The following is a 23,592-nucleotide window of genomic DNA, read 5'->3' as shown; positions in this document are numbered from 1 at the left end:
CCATGAATCAAGCTGCGAATGAATGGTTCGAAGGATTTTCGAAGCTGGATGTCACGGCGGGCGATGTGCACTTCAACGGCATGATTGGCGGCTCTGGCCCACCTGTGTTGTTGTTGCACGGCTATCCGCAGACGCATTTCGTCTGGCGTTATATCGCGCCTGTGCTTGCGCGCTTCTACACGGTGATTGCGCCCGACTTGCCCGGCTATGGCGCAAGTGTCACGCTCGCGCACGAACAACGCTGGACCAAGCGGCGCGTGGCGCACGCTCTCGTCGAACTCATGAGCGCACTCGGTCATGAGCGCTTCGCTGTCGTCGGACACGATCGCGGCGCGCGCGCGGGTTATCGGCTGGCGCTGGATCATCCCGAGCGTGTGGCGGCGTATGCCTCGTTGACGGTCGTGCCGACCATCGACGCGTTCGCATCCGTGAATAAAGCCTTCGCCGTCAACGCTTGGCACTGGTTCTTTCTCGCGCAGCCGGCTGACTTGCCTGAACGCATGCTCGCCGCCGATCCCGACGCCTTCATTGAACGCGCGCTCGGCAAGATGGCAGGCGGCCTCGAACGCATGGATAGCGACGCACTCGATGCCTATCGCCGCGCCTTTCGCAACCCGGACGTGCGCCATGCAATGTGCGAGGACTATCGCGCGGCAGCCGATGAAGACTCGACGCACGACAGCGCGGATCGCGCGGCGGGCCGCAAGCTCGTGTGTCCCGTCATGGTTCTCTGGAGCCTGGAAGAACGTAAAGGGCAGCCTCATACGCCAATCGAAATCTGGCGCGCATGGGCCGATGAAGTCAGCGGACGCGGCATCGGCGGCGGCCATTTGCAACCGGAAGAATCGCACGAGGAAGTCTTGCATGACCTCGTGCCGTTCCTTCGGCAACACACCTCATCGTGATAGATCAAAAGGTTGGATACATGGAGAAGATTGGAATAGCCGTTATCGGCGCGGGCGTGATTGGCCGGCGTCACGTTCAGGAGATCGCGCGTAACGAGTCGTGCAGGCTCGTGGCTATCGCCGATCCATCGCCCGGGTCGGCGAGTTATGCGGCGTCGTTGTCCGTGCCGCTTTATGCCGATTACCGCGAGTTGCTGAAGCACGAACGTATCGACGCGGCTATCGTGTGCACGCCCAATCACACCCATCTCGAAGTGGGACTCGCGTTTATCGAACGAAAAATTCCCGTGCTGATGGAAAAGCCCGTTGCAGACGATCTCGAATCTGCAAACGCGCTTGCGGATGCATCCAAGGAAGCGGGCGTTGCCATGCTCGTCGGGCATCATCGGCGGCACAATCCGGTGGTGCGTGCAGCGAAGGAAGCCGTGGCAAGCGGAAAGATCGGCACGCTCGTCATGGCGAACATCATGTGCCTGTTGTACAAGCCCGATGACTACTTCAACGTGCCGTGGCGCAGACAGCCAGGCGGCGGTCCTATTCTCATCAACCTGATTCACGAGATCGACTTGCTGCGGTTCATCTGCGGCGAGATCGTGTCGGTGCAGGCGGTATCGTCGAACAAGGTGCGCGGTTTCGACGTGGAAGACTCGGCGGCCTGCACGCTGCGACTCGCGAATGGCGCGCTTGCCAACATCAGTCTCTCCGACACGACCGCGACGCCTTGGGGCTGGGACACGGCAGCGGGCGAGGACCGTGAACTCTTCGCTTATCGTCCCGTGCCCACGCATTTTTTCGCGGGCACGAACGGCGCGGTCACCATGCCGGACCTGACGATGTGGTCGTATCAAGGCGCGAAGGGACGCGACCAGCCTATTCACGATCTGCGCCTTGCCGTGCCCGAGGAGAACACGTATGCAAACCAGCTCGAACATTTCGTCGATGTCGTGAGAGGTTCGGTGCGTCCCGTCATAGACGGACACGACGCCGCACGCACGCTTGCGGCAACGCTCGCCGTGGAGGAATCGGCGCGGCTGGGGCGCCTGATCGAACTGAACGTGACCTGATGCGGCACGCTCCTTGCGCCAGACCTCTATATGTCACCACGCCAAGAGGATTGCGCCATGAACGATAAAACCATCGACGATACCAATGCACAAGCCGGCCCGTCCGACGACCCGAAATCGCACCCGACATCGAATGCCGAAAAAGACCCGAGCGATTGGGTCACGGGGGACGAAAAGATGACGGGCGCGCAGGCTTCCTATCTGAAGACGCTTTCCGAGGAAGCGAAAGAAGAGTTCGACCCGTCGCTGACGAAAGCGGACGCCTCGCTCAAGATCGAAGAATTGCAAGCGAAGACGGGGCGCGGCCAAAAGTCTTGAAGTATTCGAACGCTGCCATCTAAACAAAGCATGTTTTGTTGGTTTGCGCGTTGTGACTGCTGAGTGAGAATCGCGGAGTACGGTGCTGGTTTGAATCCAGCGCCGCCTCTAACCGTGCTCTCCCAGCGGAAATCATGATGGCGTCCCTTTTGCACCGCCGGCCCCGTCGCGCCGGAAAGATTCTCGTCGCGGCTTGCGCGGCTGCCGTACTCGTTCTGCAAAGCGGCTGCAAGCCGGACACCGAGAAAGTACAGAGCTCGTCGGTATCGGTAGACAAGTCGGCGAAGCAGGAAATCACCTACTTCAAGTATCCCGACAACCCCGCGTTCGACCTCGTCTATCTCGCCGACAAGCTCGGCTACTTCGAGAACACGAGCACACGGCCCAAGTACGTCGGCAAAATCTCCGCACCGCAGATCATTCCGCTCGTCGGCACGGGCGAGATCGACTTCGGCACGCGCATGGTGCCGCTCGTCATCTCGGCCATTGCGAGCGGCGCGGACATCAAGGTGGTCTCGGCTGGCGGCGAGACGCTGCCCGATGCACCGCACATGAAGTATTTTTCGCGCGCCGATTCGGGTATTCGCGGACCAAAGGACTTCGAAGGCAAGACGGTGGCGTTCAACAGCTTCGGCGCATGCGCGGAGTTCGTGACGAAGAAGTACTTGTCGCAGCATGGCGTGGATGTCTCGAAGGTGAATTGGCTCGTCGTGCCCGACAATCAGTCGCAGCAGGCGCTCGTAACGAAGAACGTGGATATCGCCATCATTCACCCGCCGTTTTCCGGCGCGGCGGAAGCCGATCCGCAATTGCACAAGTTATGGAGCGATTGGGACGAAGACGGTGGCCTCGGCGGAATGGCGCCGTATAGCGTGAATGGCGCGTTTGCGCGGGCGCATCCGCAAGCGGTGAAGGACTTCGTCACGGCTATTGCGAAGGCGGGGAACTGGGTCAACGCGCACCCTGACGAAGCGCGTCAGCTTACGGCGGAGCGGTTGGGTATCGACGTGAAGCTGGTCGAGCGTTATGCCTATGTGAAGGACCTCGTCGTAACCGAGCCGCCGATTCAGTACTACATCGACATTCTCGAACAGGCCGGCAAGATCCCGAAGGGCAAGGTTGCAGTCAAGGATGTCTACACGAACGACTACAACCCGTACGCTGGCAAGTCGTCGCAAGCGAGCGCCAGCACGCATGCGCAGGGCAATCCGTCATGAGCGAGAAGATCGTCGCGCGTGGCCTCGGCCTCACATATGAAAACGAGGCGACAGGTTCGAGCCTCACGGTGCTCGATAACTTCGATCTGAGCGTGCGCGAGGGAGAGTTTCTCGCCGTGCTCGGACCGAGCGGTTGCGGCAAGTCGACGTTCCTGAGCATTCTTGCCGGCCTCGTGCCGCAGACAGCGGGCGAGATTACCGTGGATGGCGAACCTGTCAGCGCCGCGCGGCAAAAGCTTGGCGTCGTGTTTCAGGGCTACGCGCTCTTTCCGTGGCGCACGGTGCGCAAGAACGTTGAGACAGGGCTCGAGATTCGCGGCGTGAAAGCCGTGCAACGACGCAGCGAAGCCGAACGTTTCTTGCGTCTCGTCGGGCTGCTCGACTTCGCCGATCACTATCCGCATCAGCTATCGGGCGGCATGCGCCAGCGTGTGGCCATTGCGCGCGTGTTGGCTTATGGTCCCGAGATACTGTTGATGGACGAACCCTTCGGCGCGCTCGATGCGCAAACCCGCGAGTCGTTGCAGCAGGAGTTGCTCGCCATCTGGGAGCAAAGTGCAAAGACGGTCGTGTTCGTCACGCACAGCATCGACGAGGCGATTTTTCTCGCGGATCGCGTGGCCATCATGGGACGCGCGCCGGGCCGCGTGAAGGAAATTATCGATATCGACTTGCCGCGTCCGCGCGATGCCTCTTTGCGCCATTCCGCCGCTTTCATGGCGTTACGGCAGCGTGCATGGGCAAGCCTGAGTCTGGAACTCGGCGAAGCGCTTGTTCCGGCGCGCGAGCAGCACGATGAACTGAACACGGGGGCATTCCGTGCCTGAGCAAAACACCATCCGCAAGCTGCCGGGCCTGATCGCGCCGCAGACGCCGCAAACGGCACAATCGCCCAGGGTTCGCACGGCCGCGCCCCGGCGGAGCATTCGGCTTTCCATGGCCTTCGAACGATCCATCGCGCTTATCGTCTTCGTGCTGCTGTGGGAGTTGTTGCCGCGGCTCGGTGTCGTGAGCACGGCGTATCTGAGTCCGCCTTCGCAAGTGGCGGTTGCCATCGCGCATCTCGTCGATAGCGGCGAAGTGTGGAAGCACCTCGGCGCAAGCGCGCTGCGCTCGCTTAGCGGGCTCTTGCTGGCCGTTGTCGGCGGCGTGGTGTGTGGATTCGCGCTCGGGTGGTTCCGGCGCGCAGAGCGCATCGTCGATCCGCTTTATCAACTGCTGCGGCAAGTTTCCGCGTTCGCGCTCTTTCCGGTGTTCATGCTCTTTCTCGGGATCGGTGAATCGTCGAAGATCGCGATCATCGTATGGGCGGCGTTCTGGCCCGTGCTGCTCAACACCATCTCTGGTGTGAAGCAAGTCGAACGCGTGTTCATCGATTGCGCGCGTTCCATGGGTGCGGGGCAAGGCTTCATCTTCACCAAGGTCGTGTTGCCCGCCGCGTTGCCCGAGATACTGACAGGTGTCCGGCTCGCGGGCGCCTACAGCATTACGGCGCTCGTTGCGGCAGAGATGATCGGCGCGCGCTCGGGTCTCGGTTTCTACACGCTCAACTCTCAGGAGACGTTCCAGATTCCCGACATGTATGCGGGCATCGTGCTGCTCGCGCTGTTCGGCCTTCTGATCAACAAGAGCCTCTCATTGCTCGAACGGCGTTTGCTGCGCTGGCGTGTGGGCCTGGCACAGAATGGCTAGAGCCGGACAAGCGGCGTCGCATGAAAGCGGCTGGCGGCTGTGGATGCCGCTTGCGGCAGTCGCGTTATTTGCCGCGTTCCTGTTGTCGCCCTTGAGCGCAAGCTGGCGCAATTCACTCGCCGATGACCGGCCGTTCGCCGCCGCCTATGCGCGCGGCAAGCTGATCGTCGCCGTGCCGTCCCAACCCGCGCCTATCCTGACCGTCGGCCACGTCGACCGTTCCGTGCGCGCACCCGAGGCATACTCCGCCGCGCTCGCCGAGGCACTCGGGCGCCGCGCCGGACTGCCCGTCGAACTCGTGTTAGCCGAACAAGCCGATGCGCGCCACGCCGTGCAAGACGGTCGCGCGGATGTCGCCATCGCCGGGCTGGCGTTTTCGCCGGATGCGTCCGTTGCCTTTGCGCCCGGCAACTACGCTTCCGGGCGAGGCGTTGCGCTCGTTCTTCGGCACGGCGACATTCAGGACTGGCGCGATCTCGAGGGCCGCTCGATCTGCGCGTCGCGCGAGAGTCCGTTTGCGGCGCGCGCCGCGCATCGGTATCGGGCGGCATTGCAGAGCTTCGACAGGCCGCTTGACGCATTGCTCGCGTTTCAGGCGGGAGAGTGCGCCGCGCTCGTGGACGACGAACTCGTCGTGCGCGCGCTCCTCAAGCAAGCCGACTGGTCGTACTACCGGACGCTGCCGGGCGCGGTTGCGCCCGCGCCGGCGTTCATCGCGTCGCGCGGCGGCGATATCGCGAGCGCGGCGTTCATCGAGCGGACGGTGAACGGGTGGCGGCGCGAGCGCTGGTTCACCACCGTGCGGCAGGATCAGGCCACTCGCCTTGCGTTCGAAATGTTCAACGCACAGAACGATTTGTATTGCCATTGAAGAGTCGACAAACAGGCGGCGGTCGCCTCGTCGCGCCCGCCCAGCCTTGTAAGGAGCGGTTTTTGCTGAGTGCTCGATGCCTGGATCTACCTGTCATCGATTATGAAAGCCACGATTGTTTCGCACGAGGAGCCGCATGGCTCCGCCGCCGAGATCCACCGCTTCCGCTTTCTGCTGGAAGACGGCAACGAAAAGCCACTTGAGGAAGCCATTTCACTACGTACGGCGCGTGTCATCGTCGAAAATCTCGCCGATGGCAACGCGTTCATCAAGATGCTCCATGCCATTGTTTCCTCGGACCCCGCCGACTACGACGCGCTGATAGGCAAGGCATTCCCGGATCATTTCCGCGATCAGCCCGCAGCCAACCGCCCGATGCCGGGAAAGGAGAGCGAAGGCCCGTGCCCCTGACCAGGCAAAAAATGCCGCTGCCGTGCCGATTCCGGGAATTACGGGGAAATTCGTCCGTTTATCGGGACTTCGAATTTCCTGGACGTAGCTAGAATTCATTCTGTTGCCACGCTCTTCCACCCCCGGGACGAGCGATTTCCGCGCCGTGCGCTTCTCCTCGCGCACGGCGCTTTTTGTTTTTTTAGCGCCGTCAGGCCGGGTACGAAGTTGCGCGCTCGGCGTGCCGATGCGTCTGCGTTGCCCTAGTTCGACATCAACGAGCGCGCCTGCTCCAGAAGCGCGGCGGCCGCGAGAAATTCCTTGCGGCCTGCCATCGTCAGCGCGGCCATCGCGGAGTCTTTGAAAAGCTCGTCGTTCGAGATCAGCGGTGTAGTCGTTTCTATCAGTCGATGCTGCCGCAAACGAAAGAACGCGAGCGACTGGAACGCGCTCATCTTCTGGTCTTCAGGCATTCCAGAGACGACGAGTTCGGCGGCGCCAACCAGTTGGGCGAGGGCTTGTTCGTAGTCGGTGCGGTTCATCGTCGTTCCCTTCGCGGATGAGTTGCATGGGGCAAGGTTAGCATCGTGCGGATGCACTCATGCCAAGCGAACGCAGTGGTGTAAGCAAACCGTTGAACCGCTTCTCCAGCAAGCCTTACCGACTGGCCTGCGGGAGATGCTGAACGAAAATTCGACATCCGCCGAATCCCTGAAAATCCCCCATTCCCAAGCGAAATCGACGCTCGAAAACGATAAAGCCGCACCCATCCGTGCCGTTAAAGGAGGCTTAACTGAGTCCATCCATCAGAAGCCTTCGTCGCTCGTCACATGATCTTTTTCGAACACCGGCTGGCTCGCATCGCACGCGTCGCGGTTCTTCTCGGAGGCGTTTTCGCCTCGATGACCGCGCGCGCCGACGATGCTCCCAAAATGTTCACGCTCAGCGGCTTCGGCACGCTCGGCATGACGCATTCGTCTCTCGATACCGCCGACTATGTGAGCAGTCCGCTCGAACCGAACGGCGCGGGTGCATCACGCAAGTACGACTTCGAGAACGATTCGAAGATCGGCTTGCAACTGAGCGCGCGCCTCACGGACAAGCTCTCGGCCGTCGTGCAGGTGATCTCGCAGCACGAATACGACAACACCTTCAAGCCGCGCCTCGAATGGGCGAACGTCAAGTACGCGTTCACGCCCGACTTCAGCGTGCGCGTGGGCCGTATCGAGTTGCCCACCTTTCTGAACTCGGAATATCGCAACGTCGGTTACGCGTTTCCGTGGGTGCGTTTGCCGGTCGAGATGTACAACACGCAACCGCTCACCAATAGCGACGGCGCCGACGTTGCCTATCGCATCGCGGCGCGCGGCATCTCCAACACGGTGCGCTTCGTCTACGGCTACTCGGTCTTTCACGTGAACCCCGGCGCATTCCGCACCGAGGGCAAAAACATTCTCGCCTTCGACGATACCGTGGAGATCGGCAACTTCACGGGTCACGTCGGTTATCAGCACGCGTCGGTCAAGCTCCCATTCCTCGCTGACCAACCCGTGAACGTCTACAGCATCGCCGCCGCCTACGATCCAGGCGCGTGGTTCGTGCAGGCCGAACTTGCACGCGTGACGGTCGAGCAGGTGACGCCTGGCTATATCAGCGGCTACGTGACGGGCGGCGTGCGCTACGCGAAGGCCACGTTTTTCGCGACCTACGCGCAGTCGCACGGGCTCAACCGGCCCACCGCCATTCCCAACTACAACAACGGCCAGCGCGATGTTTCCATCGGTGCGCGCTGGGATGTCGTCAAGAATATCGACCTCAAGGTGCAGTTCGATCATGTCTGGGTGCCGTCCAATTCGACGGGCACGTTCCTCAATCAGCAGCCCGGCTATCAGTTGGGAAGCGGAAGCAATGTCTTCAGCGCCGCGCTCGACTTCGTCTTCTGAGGAGCTCGACATGCCACTCCTCAAACTCATCGGAACAGCGTCGCTCTTCGCGGCCCTTTGTATGTGCACGTCATCGGCGATGGCGGATGTCGTGGTCGTCGTATCGGCAAAAAGTCCGCTCACGTCGCTCAACGAAAGTCAGATCGCGGATATCTTCCTCGGTCGCGTGGGCGCATTCCCCTCGGGCGACGAAGCCGTGCCGCTCGACTTGCCTGACGACTCACCCTTGCGCGCCGATTTCTATCGCGATTGCACAGGAAAGTCGGCGTCGCAATTGCGCGCGTATTGGTCGAAGCTCATCTTCACTGGCCGCGCGCAACCGCCGCGCGAGATGGCCGACGCAGCCGCGGTCAAGCGTTATCTGCAAGCGCGTCCGTCCGCCATCGCCTACATCGACCGCAAGGATGTGGACGCGAGCGTGAAGGTCGTCCTCAGCCTGCGTCCGTGAAGCGCGCCCGTTCATGATCTTCAACATCGACAAGATGCGCGCGATCAAGCGGCTGATCGAACCGGACGCGGCGCGCGGGCCTTCGCACGTGCAAGGCGACAGCCAGGAAGCGCGCTTGCCGCCTTCGCTGCGCCGGGCCATGCGCCGCGCGCTCGAAGCGCACGTGATGATTCCGGTATTCGCGGTCTTTCTGCTGGCGATCATCTGGGTGATCGTGCTGCAACTCGTTCACACGCAACGCATGGCCGCCGAAATCGCCGCGAGCGAACTCGGCCGTGAACTCGCGGATACCTACGAAGCGCAACTGGTGCGCAATCTCGCGACCATCGACCAGACGCTCAAGACCGTGCAGTTCGCGTACGAGACGAACGGCGCCGCAAGCTTCAAGCGCCTCAACGATCAGGGGCTTCTGCCGTCCGCGATCGTGTTTCGAGTCGCTATCGCCGATGCAAACGGTCAGCTCGCCGCGTCGAACCGCTCGGGCATGCCGCTCAGCGTGGCCGACGAGCCGTGGTTCATCGCGCAACGTCAGCGCCAGGACGACGCGCGCGCGCCGTACATGAGTCTCGTCGCGCCTTTTGAACACGCGGACATGCCGGAGATCATCTTCAGTCGCCGTCTGCGCGATGCATCGGGTCACTTCGGCGGCGCGGTCATGCTCTCGCTCGACCCCGGTTATCTGACGAGCAACTACGACACGGCGCGCATGGGCAAGCATGGTCTGCTCGCGGTGTTGGGCGCGGACGGCGTCGTGCGTGCGCAGCAGATTGGCGATACGGTCTCGTGGGGCCAACGCTATCCCGACGCGGCATTGCGCGCGGTGCGCGATACGCCGGTCAGCAACGCGGTCGTGCATGAGTGGGACAACGACGCACACCGCTATACCAGCGTGCGCGAACTGAACGGCTACGCGCTGATTGCGCTCGTCGGTCTCGACCAGGACGAACAACTCGCCGATTTTCGCAGCCGCCGGCGCGCCGACTTCATCTGGACGAGCGTGCTGAGTCTCGGCGTCATCGTGATCGCGTTCATTCTCAGTCGTTCGAGCTGGCAACTCGCTGTCAGCCGCCGACGCGAACGGCGCGCGCAACAGACTTACTACGCGGCATCCGAATCGAGCATCGACGCGTTCCTCGTGTTTCGCGACGAGCGCGGTCCGGCAGGCGAGATCGAGAAGTTCATTTTGACCGGCACCAACCGGCGCGGCGTCGAGATTCTCGGCGTGGCGCGCGAACGGTTGATCGGCAGCACGCTCGACGAAGCGTTCGTCGACGCGCGCGACGGCGGCGTCTTCGACGAGTTCGTCGAGGTGGCCGAGACGCTGCAGGTGCGCGAGCACGAATGGCAGTATCGGCGCGCGGATGGCGAGACGCTGTGGCTGCATCGGCAAGTGGTGCCGGTGGAAGACGGCGTCGTTGCCATCGTGCGCGATCTGAGCGCGCGCAAGCGGTCGGAAGCGCGCAGGCAGGAGCAGAGCCGAATCCTCGAAATGATCGCGAAGAGCGTGCCGCTCGAAGAAGTGCTCGTGCGCGTGGTGAGCGTGCTCGAAACGCAGATTCCCGGGTCGCGCTGCGCGGTGCTGCTGCGCGACGGCACGAGCAACTGGCTGCGCGTCGGCGCGGCGCCGAGCATGTCGGAGCGATACCGCGAAGTGGTCGGCCAGTCGCGTATCGACGAAGATGCGTTGTTGAGCGGCAAGGCCATTCATACGCGTCAGACGGTATGCGTGATCGACGTGGCGCGCGACGAGGCCCTGAGCCGCGAACTCGCGCGCTGCGGCCTCGCCGACGTCATGTCGTGCTGGGCCTTTCCCGTGCTCTCGCACGACGGTTCCGCGCTCGGCGTCATCACGCTGTATATGCAGGAGAAGCACTATCCGAGCGAGCCGGAATCGCAGGCGGTTGCGCTGTCGACGCGCATTGCGGGTATCGCGATTCAGCGCAGCGAGGCCGAGGAGCGCATTCGCCATATGGCGAACCACGACGCGCTCACCGGTTTGCCCAACCGCACGCTTCTAAGCGACCGTCTCAAGCAGGTGCTGTTGCAGGCGGAGCGTTATGGGCGCGGCGTGACGGTGATTTTCATCGACCTCGATAACTTCAAGCTCATCAACGATAGCCTTGGCCACCGCGCGGGTGACGATCTCCTGCGCACGGTCGCTTCGCGCATGGTGCAATCGGTGCGCAGCACGGACACGGTCGTTCGTCTGGGCGGCGACGAATTCGTGATCGTGTTGCTCGAAGACGATCAGAGCGGCGCGGGCGTCACGGCCATGGTCGAGCGCTTGCGCCAGACCATTTTGCAGCCTGCGGAATTGCAGGGACAGCATTATCAGGTGAGCTGCAGCATGGGGCTTGCGAGCTATCCGAACGATGGCCGCGACGCCGACACGCTCCTCATGAACGCCGACGCCGCGATGTATCACGCGAAGGAAATGGGCCGCAACAATTACCAGGCCTACACGGCGGACATGAATCAGAAGGTGCATGAACGCCTGCGCTATCAGGAGCAGTTGCGCCACGCGCTTGCCAACGACGAGTTCCGGCTCGTGTATCAGCCGCAGGTGGATTTGGAGACGCATCGCGTATTCGGTGTGGAGACGCTGCTGCGCTGGGAGCATCCGACCGAAGGCCTGATCTCGCCCGCGACCTTCATCCCGATTGCGGAAGAAACGGGTTTGATTCTGCCGATTGGCGACTGGGTGTTACACGCGGCCTGCCGACAAAATCAGGCGTGGCAGGACGAAGGTCTGCCGCCGGTGACGGTGGCGGTGAACGTATCGGCGCGGCAGTTTCTGCAAAAGGAACTCGTGGAACGCGTGCGGCATGCGCTCGATGAAAGCGGGCTCGATCCGCAGTATCTCGAACTCGAGATTACCGAAAGCGTCATCATGCAGGATCTCGATGGCGCCATCGCAACCATGTGCCGGTTGCAGGAAATGGGCGTGAAGCTTTCCATCGACGACTTCGGCACCGGGTATTCGAGTCTCTCGGCGCTGAAGCATTTTCCGATAGCGCGTCTGAAGATCGATCAGTCGTTCGTGCGCGAGTTGCCGGGCGGCGACGACGATCGCGCCATCGTCATGGCCGTGATTTCGCTCGGACGCCAGCTCGATCTGAACGTGATCGCCGAAGGCGTGGAGAGCGAGCAACAGCTGAAGTTCCTGCAGGAAAACGCGTGTTCGGAGATTCAAGGGTATCGATACAGCCGTCCGCTCACGCCCGATGCCTTGAAGACGCTCTTGTTGCAGCCATTCGAGTGGCCCGCCGAAGCGGCTTGAGTGCGGCGCGAACGACTTTAGTCTTGACAGTGTTCCCGGCCTACACAATCATCGTTCGTTGATGCGCGGCGTTTCATCGGCGCGCGACGACGGTCAACGCAAGGACGACGAATATGGCAAGAGAACTGGAAGGCAAAGTAGCCGTGGTGACGGGCGCGGCCTCGGGCATCGGGCTTGCCAGCACCGATGCAATGCTGGCGGCAGGGGCGCGCGTCGTGCTGGTGGACCGCGACGAAGCGGCACTGACGAAGCTCTGCGCCGAACGCGGCGATGCGGCGCTCGCGCTCGTCATCGACCTTCTCGACCCCAAGGCCTGCGCGACGCTCGCGCCGCGTGTCATCGAGATGGCGGGGCAAATCGACATCCTGCATGCGAACGCGGGCACTTACGTGGGCGGCGATCTCGTCGATGCCGACACGAGCGCCATCGACCGCATGCTCAATCTCAATGTCAACGTCGTGATGAAGAACGTGCACGACGTGCTGCCGCATATGATCGGCAGGCACACCGGCGACATTGTCGTGACGAGTTCGCTCGCGGCTCATTTTCCGACACCGTGGGAGCCGGTTTATGCGTCGTCGAAATGGGCCATCAACTGCTTCGTCCAGACCGTGCGGCGTCAGGTGTTCAAACATGGCATTCGCGTCGGCTCGGTTTCGCCAGGGCCGGTGATCAGCGCATTGCTGGCCGATTGGCCGGAAGAGAAGCTCAAGGAAGCGAAGGAGTCGGGCAGTTTGCTCGACGCGAGCGAAGTCGCAAACGCCATTCTCTTCATGCTGACACGACCGCGCGGCGTGACCATTCGCGACGTTATCCTGATGCCGACGAACTTCGACTTATGACGCGCGAGACGGACGCGTTCGCTACCAGTCGATGCGATGCTTCTCGTCCGTCTCGCGGTGCCGCCGGTCGTCGTCCATATGCAGATAAAGACTCGTCGTGGCAAGCGATGCGTGCCCAAGGTTGTCGCGCACGAGCCGCAGATCGACTTTTTGATCCGCCATATGCGAACCGGCGCTGTGACGCAGCCAGTGCGCCGACGCCTTCTCCAGCAAGTCCGCGTTCGCGGATGCGCCGTCGCGTTCGCGGAGCCGGGCCGCTGCGCTCGCAAAAATATCCTTCACGATGGAATGCAGCGCGGCACGCGTGAGCGGCGCGCAAGTCTTCGTGCCGTCGTTCGCGGCCGTTGCGCCGACGGGCAGCACGAGCGGCGTGTCTTCGCTGGGCGAGGGCATTGCGCTCAAGCCCAGATGCTGACGATAGCGCGAGAGCTCCGTCATCATCTCGCGCGTGGCGGGCACGAGGCGCTCCTTGCCGCCTTTGCCGAGGATGGTGAGCCACCAGCGCATCGTGCCGTCCGCATCGCGTCGCACGAAAAACTGCCCCATGTGATTGCCGCCGACTTCCGCTATACGCAAGCCCCCAAGGTAGAGCAGCGTGAAGAGCCAACGCGCGCGCGACGCATGGGCGCGAGCGCGGTCAGTTTCGCGCGGCATGGCAGCGATGGTGTCCTTCACTTCCTGCCAAAGTGCCGGTTCCAGATAACGCGTGATGCGCGGCGCGGCATGCTTTGCGCGTTGACGAGACAGCGCGAGCGGATTGCCCGCGAGATAGCCGGCTTGTACCAGCCACGAAAACAGCGCGTTCAGGATGACGACCGCCTGACGCTGACTCGCGGGCGATAGCGGTCCGTAAAACGGCCGCCAGCGCGCGTCGCTGCGCGCATGCTTGCGCCCGCCGCCCGCGACCCATGTCGCCGCCGGTTGCGGGTCGGCGAGAAAGTGCTGATAGCGCAGACAATCCTCGTGCGAGAGCGACGACAGCGGCTTGCCGAGCGTCACGATAGACCAGAGCAGAAGGCGTTCGGCTTCCTTGCGATAGTTCTCGAAGGTGGTCTTCGTTGCGTGGAAGCGCGACAGCCAAGCGCGGATGGCGTCGAGGTCGCTGTCCGCCTCGATTTGCGCGTGCTTGCGAAGCTCGCGGTTCGTGCCGTCGCGGCCATCTATTTCCGCTGGAATTACGAGCGCTTCAAGCGGCATCGGCTGAAGCGCAACGCGGGACGATGCTCGCAGAGTTTGGTTCAAGGTGGGGCGTCGTCGGTGGGTCGAACTGAACGACATTATAGGTGGATGTGCTTGCCCCGATCCATGTTCAGCTCCCGCGATAAGTCCCGAAGCTCCATGGCGAACAGAGCAGCGGCACATGGTAATGCTGTGTCGCGTCCGAGACGGTGAAGCGCACGGGAACGACATCGGCGAAGACATCCGGCGTGCGAAAGTAGTCGGCGACCCAGAAGCGCAACTCGAAGCTCCCGGCGCGCGCTTGAGCGGTGGGCAAAATCGGCGCGTCGGTGCGGCCATCGCGATTCGTCCGCGTCCGCGCGATGAGCGTCGGCGGCTGCGTGGTCGTATCGAATAGCTCGATCTGCATGCCGGCAGCGGGCTTGCCGGTGGATACATCGAGGACGTGTGTGGTGATGCCTGCGGCCATCGTGATGCTCCTGTTCGAAATTACGGAATTAGCTGCCGCGATAATAGTTGTAGCTCCACGGCCCGAAGAGCACGGGCAGATGGATGCGCTGCGAGGCATCGGTGATGCGAAAGCGCAGCGGTATCTTCGAGAGGAACAGCGGCGTCGGCAGTTCGGTCTTGCGCTCGGCGAAGTAGTCGTCGACGTGCAGCAGTAGTTCGTAAGTGCCGACGCGGTAGGTTTCGTCGATCAGAAGCGGCGGTTCGCTGCGGCCGCTTGGGGCGAGCGTGATCGTCTGCATGAGTTTCGGCTGGCCATTTTCAATGCTGAACAGGTCCACGCGCATGCCCGCGGCCGGCGTGCCGTGCCAGGTATCCAGTCCATGCATGGTCAGGCGCGGACTCAGGCCGTCCTGCTGCACGGGACCGGTGTTCTGATTCGGCGCGGGCGCGGCCTCCATGCCAGCAGCGTGCGCGGTTCCGGCGAAGAGCACGCTGCTGCCGAGCGCCATGGACCGCAGCGCGAAGCGCCGGCGGCGGGCATCGAAGGCGGGAAGGGTGGTGTCGTCGCTCATGTCATGCCTCTTGTTGTGTGCCGCCAAGCTTGCGGATACCCGCGATGACCAGCACCGCGGCGAGAATTTCGATGATGGCCACGAGATACAGCCCGGTCGTGACCTTGCCGGTGGCGTTTTTGATGAGTCCCATTACATACGGCGCGCCGAAGCCCGCGAGATTCGAGACCGAGTTGATCAGCGCCACGCCGACAGCGGCCGCGCTGCCCGCCAGATAGCGGTTCGGCAACTGCCAAAACACGGGAATGGCGCTCATGGTGCCGGCAAGCGCCAGAGTCATCGCAATGAGCGAGACGATGGCGGGCAGTCCCGGCACGCCCATGAACAGCGCGAGCGCGGCCATCGACACGCCGCCTGCTATCGCCGGGCCGCTGAAGTGCCAGCGCACCTCGTTGCGCCGGTCGGAGCGCGCGCCGTTGAAGATCATGCCCGCCGCGCCGCACAGATAGGCCACCGCTGCAATCCAGCCCACGGCAATCGGCGAGATAAAGCCCACGTCCTTGATGATGGTCGGAATCCAGAACGTCAGCGTGGAGTTCGCGCACAGCAGGCAGAAGAAGATCGCAATGAGCAGCCACACCTTGCGGTTGGTCACGAGCGAGCGCCAGTCGTGTCCGCGCTCGCCCATCGAGGCGTTGTCGCGCTGCAGGGCATCGAGCACGACGCGCTTTTCATCTGCCGTGAGCCAGCGCGCTTCATCGGGCTTGTCGGTCATGTAGAAGTACGCGAAGATGCCGGCCAGCACGGAAGGAATGCCTTCGATGATGAAGAGCCACTGCCAGCCGTGCATGCCGTGAAAGCCGCCCATCGAAGTCATGATCCAGCCGGCGATGGGACCGCCGAGCACGCCCGCAATCGCGGATGCCGACATGAACGTGCCGAAGGCGCGCGCACGGCGCTGCGTGGGATACCAGTAGGTGAGATAGAGGATCACGCCCGGATAGAAGCCCGCCTCGAAGGCGCCTAGCAGAAAGCGCAGGAGATAGAACTGTGTCGGCGTGGAGACGGTCGTCTGTAGCATGCAGATGACGCCCCAGCAGATCGTGATGCGCATGATGGTCTTCTTCGCGCCGATCTTCTGCAAAAGCATGTTCGAGGGCACTTCGAAGAAGAAGTAGCCGAGAAAAAAGATACCGGCGCCAAGCCCGTACACCGCTTCGGAGAAATGCAGCGAGTCCAGCATTTGCAGTTTGGCGAAGCCGATGTTCACGCGGTCGAGCCATGCCAGCACCCACAGCACGCCTAGAAACGGCAGCAGGCGCCACGAGACTTTGCGATAAGCGCTGGCCTCCGCGTTCGCGATGACGTCAGCCGTTGCGCTGACCGTTGCGCCGTTCGGCCCATCGGCGTACGCCGGCATGACTTCCTTGATGATCGACATGATGAGTCCTCCAAGCGCGATGAAGTAAGCCGCCGCGGCGGTGCGTTCGATGGAGCCAGTATTGAAAATCAAAAAAAGCTTGGGAACGGCGGGCGTTTGAATAAGCCCGATAGCAACTTCGATATGCGCCGCAAAGCCTTGCGGCGCAAGGGTTTGCGGGGTTAGACAGAGGTGCGTTCGCCGTTATGGATTACCCTTGGGGCGCGCGTTCAGGCGTTGTTGCACCGCCTTCGTGCAGGAATCGGCCGAACGCATCGAATTAATTCGGCACGTTGCCCTCGATGCTTCTACACGTTACAACGTCAAACAGGCAAGCGCTGCCCCGACGCTGCGCTGTTCACGGGCCACGGACCTCAAAACATGAATCGCGCAGACGATCCATTCGATACCTATCTGTTGCGCGTGCTTTGCACGTTGATCGCCGAGCGCAGCGTGTCTCGCACGGCCATTCGCATGAATCAGTCGCAGCCGGCCATCAGCAGCGCGCTCAAACGGCTGCGTACGATCTTCAACGACCCGCTTCTCACGCGCGAGAAGAACGTGATGGTCCCGACCGAGCGGGCGCTACAACTCGCCGAGAACGCGCAAGCCGCGCTCGGCGCGCTGGATAACCTGCTGGTAGCGGACGACCGGTTCGATCCCGCCACCACCGAGCAGACCTTCACGGTCGGCATGCCCGACTATCTGGCGCCGCCGTTCTTCGCGCATGTGGTGCGCGAGTTCCGCCGCACGGCGCCGAGGGCGCGTCTCGTCGCGATGCCGCTGTCCGCGACCTTCAACTACGAGCAGGCGTTGTCGGAAGGCTCGCCGGATATCGTCATCGGCAATTGGCCGAATCCACCGGAGCATCTGCATTTGTCCGTGCTGCTTGAGGACGAGGTGGTGTGCGTCGTGGCCGAGGACAGCGTGCATGCGCAACCCGGCGAGTTCACCGCGCAGACTTATCTAGACGCGGCGCATATCGTGCCAACGCCATATTCGCGCGATCAACGTGGCGTCGTGGATACCGGACTCAGCACGATGCGCGTGCATCGGGACAATCGCGTGAGCTGTCCGTACTTCAATCTCGCGCCTAGCCTCATTCCAGGCACGGACCTGATCCTGACCACGGGCCGCCACTTCGCCAACTATCACGCGCAATCGCTGCCGGTTGCCGTGCTCGAACCGCCGATCGAGTTCCCGCTCATGCGGTTCTATCAGCTGTGGCATCCGTCGCGGCATCGCTCGGCATCGCATGTGTGGCTGCGCGGCACGTTGACGGCGGCGTCGCAAGCGCTGCGCGAACTGCGCGACATGAAGCGTTAGGGTAGCCGGCGCTCGTTATCGGGTTCTGCTATGCGGTCTATAAGGCCGCGGTTCTCGCCCGCCGCGCTTGCGCTTCCTATACTCGGCCCGTAATCGTCATCCACGCCTGGCCTCGATCAAGCGGGCTTTACGGGAGCACTACATGTCTCAGTCGATCGATCTCGCGCCGATCAATGCGCTCGATCATGCAACCTTCCTGCGCGCCTTCGGGAGCGTCTTCGAGCACTTTCCACAGGCAGCGAGCGGCGCGTGGGAACGGCGGCCGTTCGGCTCCGCGCCGGAACTGCATCGAGCGATGATTGGCGTCATCCGCGCGCTGAACGAGCGAGGCCAATGCGACTTTCTGAACTTGCATCCGCTATTGTCGGGTTCGAACATTCGTGCAGGCACGATGACGCGCGATTCGAATGCCGAACAAAAGGGCGCCGGACTGGACGCCCTGACGCCCGCGCAGGAGGCCGCGCTCGACCGGATGAACGCGGACTATCTCGCGCGGCATGGCTTTCCGTTCATTATCTGCGTGCGGCATTACACGCGGGAGGGGATTTTCGCGGCGTTCGAACGCCGTATCGGGCGTGACACGCCGCAGGAGATGGACGAGGCGCTCGCGCAGATCGAGGCAATCACTCGGGCGCGGCTTTATAAGCGCTTAAGCGCTCTCGTCTCCTGACGATCGGAACGACGAGCGGGGAAAGGAGCCGTTGAGTTTGCGGCTGAACTTGCGGCTCACCTTGAGCGCGAGCAGCGCAGGCTTGGTGATATGCGGACGCAAGATGGCATGCTTGCGCACGTATTTCGGAACGTACCATTCAGAATGGGTTCCGGCATAGAACAGCGCGGCATGGCCTTCGCGCAGCGTGCGCGGTTCCTGACCTTCGGCCGTGATGATGACTTCGCCTTCGATGACGTAGATGGTCTCATCGGCATTGAAGTACCAGTTGAAGCGCCCGGCGGTGCAATCCCAGACCCAGGAAGTCGTGGTCGTGTCGGGACTCTGCGACCACTGACCGCTGCGCGCGACGGGATTGCCCTCGAGTATCCACGCCGGGTCGATCGGGTCGGGCTTGAGCAGAACGTCATCCAGACGAACTGACTCGAAAACGGGAGTGGCCATGAGAGTTCCTTTGCCGGTACTGGCGATCGATTAAATAGGGCAGCAAAAAAAGCGCCTACCCGGCGAATTCATCGCCATGAATTGCGGGAACATGGGTTCGGTCGATGTCGGCGTGCTCGGTCAAGACCATCGACGGATATGCATTGGTCCGCGTGAGCGTTATCCGCAAAGGGTTTAAGTCTTTGAGCATATCGTGATAGGTTGGTCGGCATGCGCTTCGTATGAACAAACCAAAGTCATGTTGCGACGCCCGGCAAAGCGTCGACAACTGGCTGGCCATTCGACAACCTACTGAAATTTCTTCTTGGTGCCAAGGCTTTGCGTGATGACGTGCATCGCCTCAGGAACGGTCAGACGCTTATATGCCCGCTGAGTTCCGTTTTTGATCAGGGCTGACGCGCACGTTTATCATGCCGAGCGCTATTTTGAATAACCCGGCGGCAAAATTAAACGACTGCTACACTTCATTTGTCATTCAAGTGCGGTGGCGGCCGACTCTTGACGCCCCCCGCTCCGGTTTCTCTGGTTATCGCTCAGCGTGGGTGCCGTATGGGATTTTCCCAGCAACGCTTTACCGTGCAAGACCGCGTCAACCGGTCCGCATGGCGCACCCGTAGCGCGCTCCGATGGTACGACAAGCTGAGCGATTGGACCGATCCTGGCGAGGCCGCGGCTATCGCTTATGTGCGCGCGGAAGTACGCGATCAACCTTTGCTCGATGTCGGTGTAGGCGGCGGACGCACGGTGCCGCTGCTGTCGCGCGTGAGCCCGGACTACACGGGTGTCGATTACACGCCCGAGCTGGTCGCGATATGCCAGAGAAATTATCCGAGCGTCCAGGTGCGTGTCATGGATGCGCGCAACCTGGCCGAATTCGAGGACAACAGCTTCGCGCTCGTGATGTTCAGCTTCAATGGCATCGATTCCATCGACAGTGAAGGCAGACGCAAAGTGCTAAGCGAGTTTGCACGCGTGCTCAAGCCAGGCGGTCTCGCATTGTTTTCTACCCACAATCTCGCCGGGCCGGGCTACAGGGAAACGTTTGCGCAAGCTTCGCATGTTTCGCAAGCGGAGAATGTCGTCGAATTCGGCATCAACTGCGCGCGAGCTTTATATAACCTTCCAATGGCGGCGTTCAATTATCTGCGTTATTCGCCTCTCAACCGCGAATACGACGGCTATGCGCTACGCGTCTGCGCCGCTCACAGGTTCGGCATTCTGATCCTTTACACGAATATCCAGACGCAGCGCCAACAATGTGCCGAGGCCGGCCTGCTTACCGAGGCCGTTTTCGGAAGTAATAGCGGCGCTCAAGTATCGGAACTGGCCGACGTTAGCGGCGAGAACTGGCTGCATTTCGTCGCGCGAAAGGTCTAGCGGTTCACTTCTGCGTTGCAATCGATTGATTTCTGCGTCGTCGATCATCTCGCCGTCCAGTCCCTAAGGAACGTGGCGATCGTTCGCGTTAGCGGCGATTGCGCATCGGCACGATACCGAAATGACTTTCGATGAGATCGGTGAGTCGCCAGAGCGAACATGGGCGACGGACGTGACCGTCGAAGCCGGCTTCTTTCATCGATGGCAGCGAATCGAGCGGTTGAATGTTGCTCATTGCAATGATCAATAAACCCGCCGTGTGTTCCGTTCGACGCAACTGCCGGACAGTCTCAAAGTCGGGTGGCGTGTCCATTCTCGTGTCGAGCAGCAGCGCATGAGCTTTCCAGTGCTGCAGGAAACGGCGGGCGTCGCCCATTTCGCTTGCGTGTATTGCTTCGAATCCTCTCGTGGACAGAAGAAGCGCAAGTGACTTGCCTATTGGCCTGTCCTTATGCCCGATTACGATTCGCCTTTTGCTGGTCACGACAACCTTGCTGTCGGGCCGCCACAGCGCGAACTCCTGCTCGTCGTCCAACGGTAAGCGCCCTGTCACGATGTGCTCCTCTGACCTGCGTTGATCGACTAATCATTAATTGCGGGTCTTTGCCGATGCGGGCGCCGCGTGGCAACAGACCTTGTCACACAGTGGCGCTATTCTGACCTGATCTAAACCGCGAACCGGTAATGACGTGCATCTCGCGCATTGCTGTTGTAAGTGCTTGCAGCACTCGGAACGAATTTCAGCGTGCTAGGTTACGCGCTCTAAGTGCGGGCCGTAGAGCCAAAAGCTTCTTCATTGATATTCATAGATATCAGATGAGTTCGGAATTGCCTAGATCATTCCTGTTGTCGTTGTCCAACGTGTCGGAGCCCGCGAGCACTTCCACCTCAGGTGACTCGCATTCTTCACAACGAAGTGCCTCTTCCGACAATTGCGACGAAAACAATTTCCCGCAAGACTGACAGTGGCACGTGAGCATTAGGCCTCCGAAGTGCAGCGCATACAACGTTCTGAGGAAAGGTTAGCACGTGGTCTCGCCAGTTTCAGATTCTTCTTCTCAATGAAGCAAAACGATTCATGTGTTGCAAAAAATTTGGATGTGTGGAAATTCTTAAATAAATAACGTCAGTTGATTGAAGAGGTTGCGCGCGAATCGTGCGCGTCGAACGAGCGTTATTGAGCCAGGCAATGAGCAATCGATCTGCATATCGAAGTAATTAGTCTTCTGCCGCTTGTCCGTCGCGCGCGTATTGCGACGGCGAGCGGCCGACATGCCGGGTGAACGCGACGCTGAATGTGCTGGCGGAGCTATAGCCGACACGCTGCGCGATCTCCGCGATACGCCCTTGACTTCGCCGCAACAGATCCTTCGCGAGCGCCATGCGCCACCGGAGCAGATATTCCATCGGCGCCACGCCCACCGCGCGGCTGAAGCGCTCGAAAAAAGTCGAACGCGAAAGCGCGGCCTCTTTCGCCAACTCGGCCACCGTCCACGCGTGCGCGGAGCGTTCGTGCATTCCGCGTAAGGCAGCCGCTAAACGAAGGTCCGACAGCCCGCGCACGAGACCCGGTGACGCGTCCGTTCCGGCCGTCGAGCGCAGCGCCTCGATCAGCAGCACTTCGAGCAATCGAGAAAGCACGACTTCGCGCGCGGGCCGCTGTTCGCGCGATTCCTCGCGAACCAGTTGCACGAGCGTGGCGAGCCGCCGTTCCCCGCGAACATGCACGAAGCGCGGCAACAGCGAAACGAGCAGAGCCGCGTCGGGTGAACCGAAGCTGCAGTGACCCGCCATCATGCGCGCGTCGATCGGGCTATCCGGCGGGCCGATCCTGAACTCGCCATTGCCGAGCGCAACGGGCGATTGCGTTTCGGAACCGGGCGGCGGCGCTTCGAGACTGGACACCGCAACGCCGTAAGCGGCGGGAATCAGCATGAAGTCGCCGGACAACAGTTCGATCGGCTCGTAGCCGTCGATTGAGATACGGCATCCGCCTTCCAGAATCACGCAATAAAACGGCTGGCCTGCGTCCGAGCGGCTGATGTGCCACGGACTTGCACCATGGACGAGCTTGGAGAAATTGGCAGCCGGTTGAAGCAGCGTCACGACTTCGGCCAACGGATCGATCATTGCCGGACTCCTGCAAATGAAATCTGGATTATCGATTGTAGCGAGTACGAGAGCGGCGATCTATTGTGGTGGCACACGCAAACCACTTCAAAGGAGTCGTCATGCAAACCGTGTTGATCACCGGTTGTTCGTCCGGATTTGGGCTCGAAATCGCCCGTCACTTTCTGAGTCGCGGCTGGCAAGTCATCGCGACGATGCGCACGCCGCGCACCGATGTGCTGCCGCCGTCCGAACGCCTGCGCATCTTGCCGCTCGATGTCACGAACGCCGAAAGCATTCGCGCGGCAATCGAAGCCGCAGGACCGATCGATGCCCTCGTCAACAACGCGGGCGTCGGCGCGGCGTCGCCCGCCGAACTCGTGCCCATTGCCACGGTGCGCGACATCTTCGAGACCAACACCATCGGCACCATTGCAATGACGCAAGCCGTGCTGCCGCAGTTTCGCGAGCGCGGGGCGGGCGTTATCGTCAACGTGACGTCGAGCGTGACCAAGCCCTTGCCGCTGATCGGCGCATATCACGCGAGCAAGGCGGCGGTGAACGCCTTCACCGAGTCGATGGCGCTTGAACTCGAACCGTTCGGCGTGCGCGCGCGCCTCGTTTTGCCGGGCCGCGCGCCGGACACGCGCTTCGGCGACAACGCGCGCGCGCATATGCATGGCCTGGATCACGCGGCCTATGCCGATCTCGTCAAGCGCGTCTTCGAGCAGTTCCAGGACACCGCGTCGCCGACCACGCGCGCGGAGGACGTTGCCGAAGCGGTATGGCGCGCGGCCACCGACCCCTCGGCGCCGATGCGTATTCCCGCTGGCGTCGATGCCGAGGCATGGGCCGCCGAAGCGCGCCAAAGATGAAGCGAAAAATAATCCCAACGAATCGACAGGCTCGAAATGCGCGGGGAGGGTAGTGTTGCCTCGTTTGACGCGGGCGGTCCGCGCGTTGGGAAAATCAAACGATTTCACCAAGACGTGATCGTTCGCGATCGAAGCCGGGCCTGACATCGTGCTTCAGTACCGCACGATGTCGGGGCACGAATACATCCAGCGCGCGATCATGGTGCCGGCGTCCGCACTGAAGGACGTCATTAACACGTTGAAATTACCGATTATCCCCA

24 protein-coding genes are annotated in these 23,592 nt (G+C 61.6%); 16 read left to right on the top strand and 8 right to left on the bottom strand.

Annotated elements, in window-relative coordinates; genetic code table 11:
* Nucleotides 1-2 precede the first annotated feature (2 nt).
* The 8 genes from NCT03_RS28885 to NCT03_RS28850 all read left to right on the top strand — a co-directional run bounded on the left by NCT03_RS28885 (nt 3) and on the right by NCT03_RS28850 (nt 6,478).
* Nucleotides 3-905, top strand: a complete 903-nt coding sequence (locus tag NCT03_RS28885; RefSeq protein ID WP_250494841.1) for an alpha/beta fold hydrolase — start codon at nt 3-5, stop codon at nt 903-905.
* 20 nt (nt 906-925) lie between these two features.
* On the top strand, nt 926-1,969 hold the full coding sequence (locus tag NCT03_RS28880) for a Gfo/Idh/MocA family protein (protein ID WP_250494840.1): 1,044 nt from the start codon (nt 926-928) through the stop codon (nt 1,967-1,969).
* Nucleotides 1,970-2,026: 57 nt separating this feature from the next.
* A complete protein-coding gene (locus NCT03_RS28875) occupies nt 2,027-2,287 on the top strand; it encodes a DUF3072 domain-containing protein (RefSeq protein ID WP_244831600.1) in 261 nt (86 codons plus the stop codon).
* 134 nt (nt 2,288-2,421) lie between these two features.
* Nucleotides 2,422-3,504: an ABC transporter substrate-binding protein gene (locus NCT03_RS28870; RefSeq protein WP_370652284.1), complete on the top strand. Its 1,083-nt coding sequence runs from the start codon at nt 2,422-2,424 to the stop codon at nt 3,502-3,504.
* Complete coding sequence (locus tag NCT03_RS28865) at nt 3,501-4,331, top strand: ABC transporter ATP-binding protein (RefSeq protein WP_250494839.1); 831 nt, start codon at nt 3,501-3,503, stop codon at nt 4,329-4,331. The genes NCT03_RS28870 and NCT03_RS28865 overlap by 4 nt, the downstream gene beginning before the upstream one ends.
* Nucleotides 4,332-4,440: 109 nt before the next feature.
* Entirely contained in the window at nt 4,441-5,196 is a 756-nt protein-coding gene (locus tag NCT03_RS28860) for an ABC transporter permease (RefSeq protein ID WP_250494885.1), read from the top strand.
* The gene (locus NCT03_RS28855) at nt 5,189-6,067 is read left to right on the top strand and encodes a substrate-binding periplasmic protein (RefSeq protein WP_250494838.1); all 879 of its coding nucleotides are present in this window, start codon (nt 5,189-5,191) and stop codon (nt 6,065-6,067) included. Before NCT03_RS28860 ends, NCT03_RS28855 begins: the two co-directional genes overlap by 8 nt.
* Before the next feature lie 69 nt (nt 6,068-6,136).
* On the top strand, nt 6,137-6,478 hold the full coding sequence (locus tag NCT03_RS28850) for a hypothetical protein (RefSeq protein ID WP_244831589.1): 342 nt from the start codon (nt 6,137-6,139) through the stop codon (nt 6,476-6,478).
* A gap of 242 nt (nt 6,479-6,720) precedes the next feature.
* Here NCT03_RS28850 and NCT03_RS28845 read toward each other — a convergent pair whose 3' ends face one another.
* The gene (locus tag NCT03_RS28845) at nt 6,721-6,999 is read right to left on the bottom strand and encodes a hypothetical protein (protein ID WP_250494837.1); all 279 of its coding nucleotides are present in this window, start codon (nt 6,997-6,999) and stop codon (nt 6,721-6,723) included.
* Nucleotides 7,000-7,389: 390 nt separating this feature from the next.
* Here NCT03_RS28845 and NCT03_RS28840 point away from each other — a divergent pair, with 390 nt between their 5' ends.
* The 4 genes from NCT03_RS28840 (at nt 7,390) to NCT03_RS28825 (ending at nt 12,970) form a co-directional block, all read left to right on the top strand.
* A complete protein-coding gene (locus NCT03_RS28840) occupies nt 7,390-8,400 on the top strand; it encodes a hypothetical protein (RefSeq protein ID WP_244831576.1) in 1,011 nt (336 codons plus the stop codon).
* A 10-nt stretch (nt 8,401-8,410) separates the two neighbouring features.
* A complete protein-coding gene (locus tag NCT03_RS28835) occupies nt 8,411-8,848 on the top strand; it encodes a type 2 periplasmic-binding domain-containing protein (RefSeq protein WP_244831575.1) in 438 nt (145 codons plus the stop codon).
* Nucleotides 8,849-8,861: 13 nt separating this feature from the next.
* Nucleotides 8,862-12,128 carry a bifunctional diguanylate cyclase/phosphodiesterase gene (locus NCT03_RS28830; RefSeq protein ID WP_250469592.1) on the top strand — a complete coding sequence of 1,089 codons (3,267 nt, stop codon included), beginning with the start codon at nt 8,862-8,864 and terminating at the stop codon, nt 12,126-12,128.
* Between the two features lie 113 nt (nt 12,129-12,241).
* A complete protein-coding gene (locus NCT03_RS28825; RefSeq protein ID WP_250494836.1) occupies nt 12,242-12,970 on the top strand; it encodes an SDR family oxidoreductase in 729 nt (242 codons plus the stop codon).
* Between the two features lie 21 nt (nt 12,971-12,991).
* Here NCT03_RS28825 and NCT03_RS28820 read toward each other — a convergent pair whose 3' ends face one another.
* The 4 genes from NCT03_RS28820 to NCT03_RS28805 form a co-directional block, all read right to left on the bottom strand.
* Nucleotides 12,992-14,167 (bottom strand): tyrosine-type recombinase/integrase, encoded by a 1,176-nt coding sequence (locus NCT03_RS28820; RefSeq protein ID WP_244831954.1) that lies wholly within the window; start codon nt 14,165-14,167, stop codon nt 12,992-12,994.
* Nucleotides 14,168-14,279: 112 nt separating this feature from the next.
* On the bottom strand, nt 14,280-14,618 hold the full coding sequence (gene uraH, locus NCT03_RS28815) for a hydroxyisourate hydrolase (RefSeq protein WP_250494835.1): 339 nt from the start codon (nt 14,616-14,618) through the stop codon (nt 14,280-14,282).
* A gap of 28 nt (nt 14,619-14,646) precedes the next feature.
* Nucleotides 14,647-15,171: a hydroxyisourate hydrolase gene (locus NCT03_RS28810; protein WP_250494834.1), complete on the bottom strand. Its 525-nt coding sequence runs from the start codon at nt 15,169-15,171 to the stop codon at nt 14,647-14,649.
* 1 nt (nt 15,172) lies between these two features.
* Nucleotides 15,173-16,552, bottom strand: a complete 1,380-nt coding sequence (locus tag NCT03_RS28805) for an MFS transporter (protein ID WP_250494884.1) — start codon at nt 16,550-16,552, stop codon at nt 15,173-15,175.
* 360 nt (nt 16,553-16,912) lie between these two features.
* Here NCT03_RS28805 and NCT03_RS28800 point away from each other — a divergent pair, with 360 nt between their 5' ends.
* Together NCT03_RS28800 and uraD are read left to right on the top strand one after the other, a co-directional pair.
* Nucleotides 16,913-17,857 (top strand): LysR family transcriptional regulator, encoded by a 945-nt coding sequence (locus NCT03_RS28800; RefSeq protein ID WP_250494833.1) that lies wholly within the window; start codon nt 16,913-16,915, stop codon nt 17,855-17,857.
* Nucleotides 17,858-17,999: 142 nt separating this feature from the next.
* Nucleotides 18,000-18,527, top strand: coding sequence for a 2-oxo-4-hydroxy-4-carboxy-5-ureidoimidazoline decarboxylase (gene uraD, locus NCT03_RS28795; RefSeq protein ID WP_250494832.1), 528 nt, complete (start codon nt 18,000-18,002; stop codon nt 18,525-18,527).
* Here uraD and NCT03_RS28790 read toward each other — a convergent pair.
* Nucleotides 18,507-18,971, bottom strand: coding sequence for a cupin domain-containing protein (locus NCT03_RS28790; protein WP_244831561.1), 465 nt, complete (start codon nt 18,969-18,971; stop codon nt 18,507-18,509). The genes uraD and NCT03_RS28790 overlap by 21 nt on opposite strands.
* 549 nt (nt 18,972-19,520) lie before the next feature.
* Here NCT03_RS28790 and NCT03_RS28785 point away from each other — a divergent pair.
* Nucleotides 19,521-20,348: a class I SAM-dependent methyltransferase gene (locus NCT03_RS28785; protein ID WP_250494831.1), complete on the top strand. Its 828-nt coding sequence runs from the start codon at nt 19,521-19,523 to the stop codon at nt 20,346-20,348.
* A gap of 88 nt (nt 20,349-20,436) precedes the next feature.
* Here NCT03_RS28785 and NCT03_RS28780 read toward each other — a convergent pair whose 3' ends face one another.
* Nucleotides 20,437-20,724 carry a response regulator gene (locus NCT03_RS28780; protein ID WP_250494830.1) on the bottom strand — a complete coding sequence of 96 codons (288 nt, stop codon included), beginning with the start codon at nt 20,722-20,724 and terminating at the stop codon, nt 20,437-20,439.
* A gap of 842 nt (nt 20,725-21,566) precedes the next feature.
* A complete protein-coding gene (locus NCT03_RS28775; protein ID WP_250469587.1) occupies nt 21,567-22,478 on the bottom strand; it encodes an AraC family transcriptional regulator in 912 nt (303 codons plus the stop codon).
* A 101-nt stretch (nt 22,479-22,579) separates the two neighbouring features.
* Between NCT03_RS28775 and NCT03_RS28770 the strand changes: the two genes are divergently transcribed.
* Nucleotides 22,580-23,332, top strand: a complete 753-nt coding sequence (locus NCT03_RS28770; protein WP_250494829.1) for an SDR family oxidoreductase — start codon at nt 22,580-22,582, stop codon at nt 23,330-23,332.
* The last annotated feature ends 260 nt before the right edge of the window (nt 23,333-23,592 follow it).

Source organism: Caballeronia sp. GAWG1-1 (assembly GCF_023631465.1).
In the GTDB taxonomy this organism is placed as follows: domain Bacteria; phylum Pseudomonadota; class Gammaproteobacteria; order Burkholderiales; family Burkholderiaceae; genus Caballeronia.
Note: the sequence above shows the minus strand (reverse complement) of the source record. Positions and strands in the feature narration are given on the sequence as shown.

Coding starts and splice junctions, on each gene's coding strand:
- NCT03_RS28885 (WP_250494841.1), top strand. CDS start 3: ATGAATCAAGCTGCGAATGAATGGTTCGAAGGATTTTCGAAGCTGGAT.
- NCT03_RS28880 (WP_250494840.1), top strand. CDS start 926: ATGGAGAAGATTGGAATAGCCGTTATCGGCGCGGGCGTGATTGGCCGG.
- NCT03_RS28875 (WP_244831600.1), top strand. CDS start 2,027: ATGAACGATAAAACCATCGACGATACCAATGCACAAGCCGGCCCGTCC.
- NCT03_RS28870 (WP_370652284.1), top strand. CDS start 2,422: ATGATGGCGTCCCTTTTGCACCGCCGGCCCCGTCGCGCCGGAAAGATT.
- NCT03_RS28865 (WP_250494839.1), top strand. CDS start 3,501: ATGAGCGAGAAGATCGTCGCGCGTGGCCTCGGCCTCACATATGAAAAC.
- NCT03_RS28860 (WP_250494885.1), top strand. CDS start 4,441: ATGGCCTTCGAACGATCCATCGCGCTTATCGTCTTCGTGCTGCTGTGG.
- NCT03_RS28855 (WP_250494838.1), top strand. CDS start 5,189: ATGGCTAGAGCCGGACAAGCGGCGTCGCATGAAAGCGGCTGGCGGCTG.
- NCT03_RS28845 (WP_250494837.1), bottom strand. CDS start 6,999: ATGAACCGCACCGACTACGAACAAGCCCTCGCCCAACTGGTTGGCGCC.
- NCT03_RS28840 (WP_244831576.1), top strand. CDS start 7,390: ATGTTCACGCTCAGCGGCTTCGGCACGCTCGGCATGACGCATTCGTCT.
- NCT03_RS28835 (WP_244831575.1), top strand. CDS start 8,411: ATGCCACTCCTCAAACTCATCGGAACAGCGTCGCTCTTCGCGGCCCTT.
- NCT03_RS28830 (WP_250469592.1), top strand. CDS start 8,862: ATGATCTTCAACATCGACAAGATGCGCGCGATCAAGCGGCTGATCGAA.
- NCT03_RS28825 (WP_250494836.1), top strand. CDS start 12,242: ATGGCAAGAGAACTGGAAGGCAAAGTAGCCGTGGTGACGGGCGCGGCC.
- NCT03_RS28820 (WP_244831954.1), bottom strand. CDS start 14,167: ATGCCGCTTGAAGCGCTCGTAATTCCAGCGGAAATAGATGGCCGCGAC.
- uraH (WP_250494835.1), bottom strand. CDS start 14,618: ATGGCCGCAGGCATCACCACACACGTCCTCGATGTATCCACCGGCAAG.
- NCT03_RS28810 (WP_250494834.1), bottom strand. CDS start 15,171: ATGAGCGACGACACCACCCTTCCCGCCTTCGATGCCCGCCGCCGGCGC.
- NCT03_RS28805 (WP_250494884.1), bottom strand. CDS start 16,552: ATGTCGATCATCAAGGAAGTCATGCCGGCGTACGCCGATGGGCCGAAC.
- NCT03_RS28800 (WP_250494833.1), top strand. CDS start 16,913: ATGAATCGCGCAGACGATCCATTCGATACCTATCTGTTGCGCGTGCTT.
- uraD (WP_250494832.1), top strand. CDS start 18,000: ATGTCTCAGTCGATCGATCTCGCGCCGATCAATGCGCTCGATCATGCA.
- NCT03_RS28790 (WP_244831561.1), bottom strand. CDS start 18,971: ATGGCCACTCCCGTTTTCGAGTCAGTTCGTCTGGATGACGTTCTGCTC.
- NCT03_RS28785 (WP_250494831.1), top strand. CDS start 19,521: ATGGGATTTTCCCAGCAACGCTTTACCGTGCAAGACCGCGTCAACCGG.
- NCT03_RS28780 (WP_250494830.1), bottom strand. CDS start 20,724: ATGGGCGACGCCCGCCGTTTCCTGCAGCACTGGAAAGCTCATGCGCTG.
- NCT03_RS28775 (WP_250469587.1), bottom strand. CDS start 22,478: ATGATCGATCCGTTGGCCGAAGTCGTGACGCTGCTTCAACCGGCTGCC.
- NCT03_RS28770 (WP_250494829.1), top strand. CDS start 22,580: ATGCAAACCGTGTTGATCACCGGTTGTTCGTCCGGATTTGGGCTCGAA.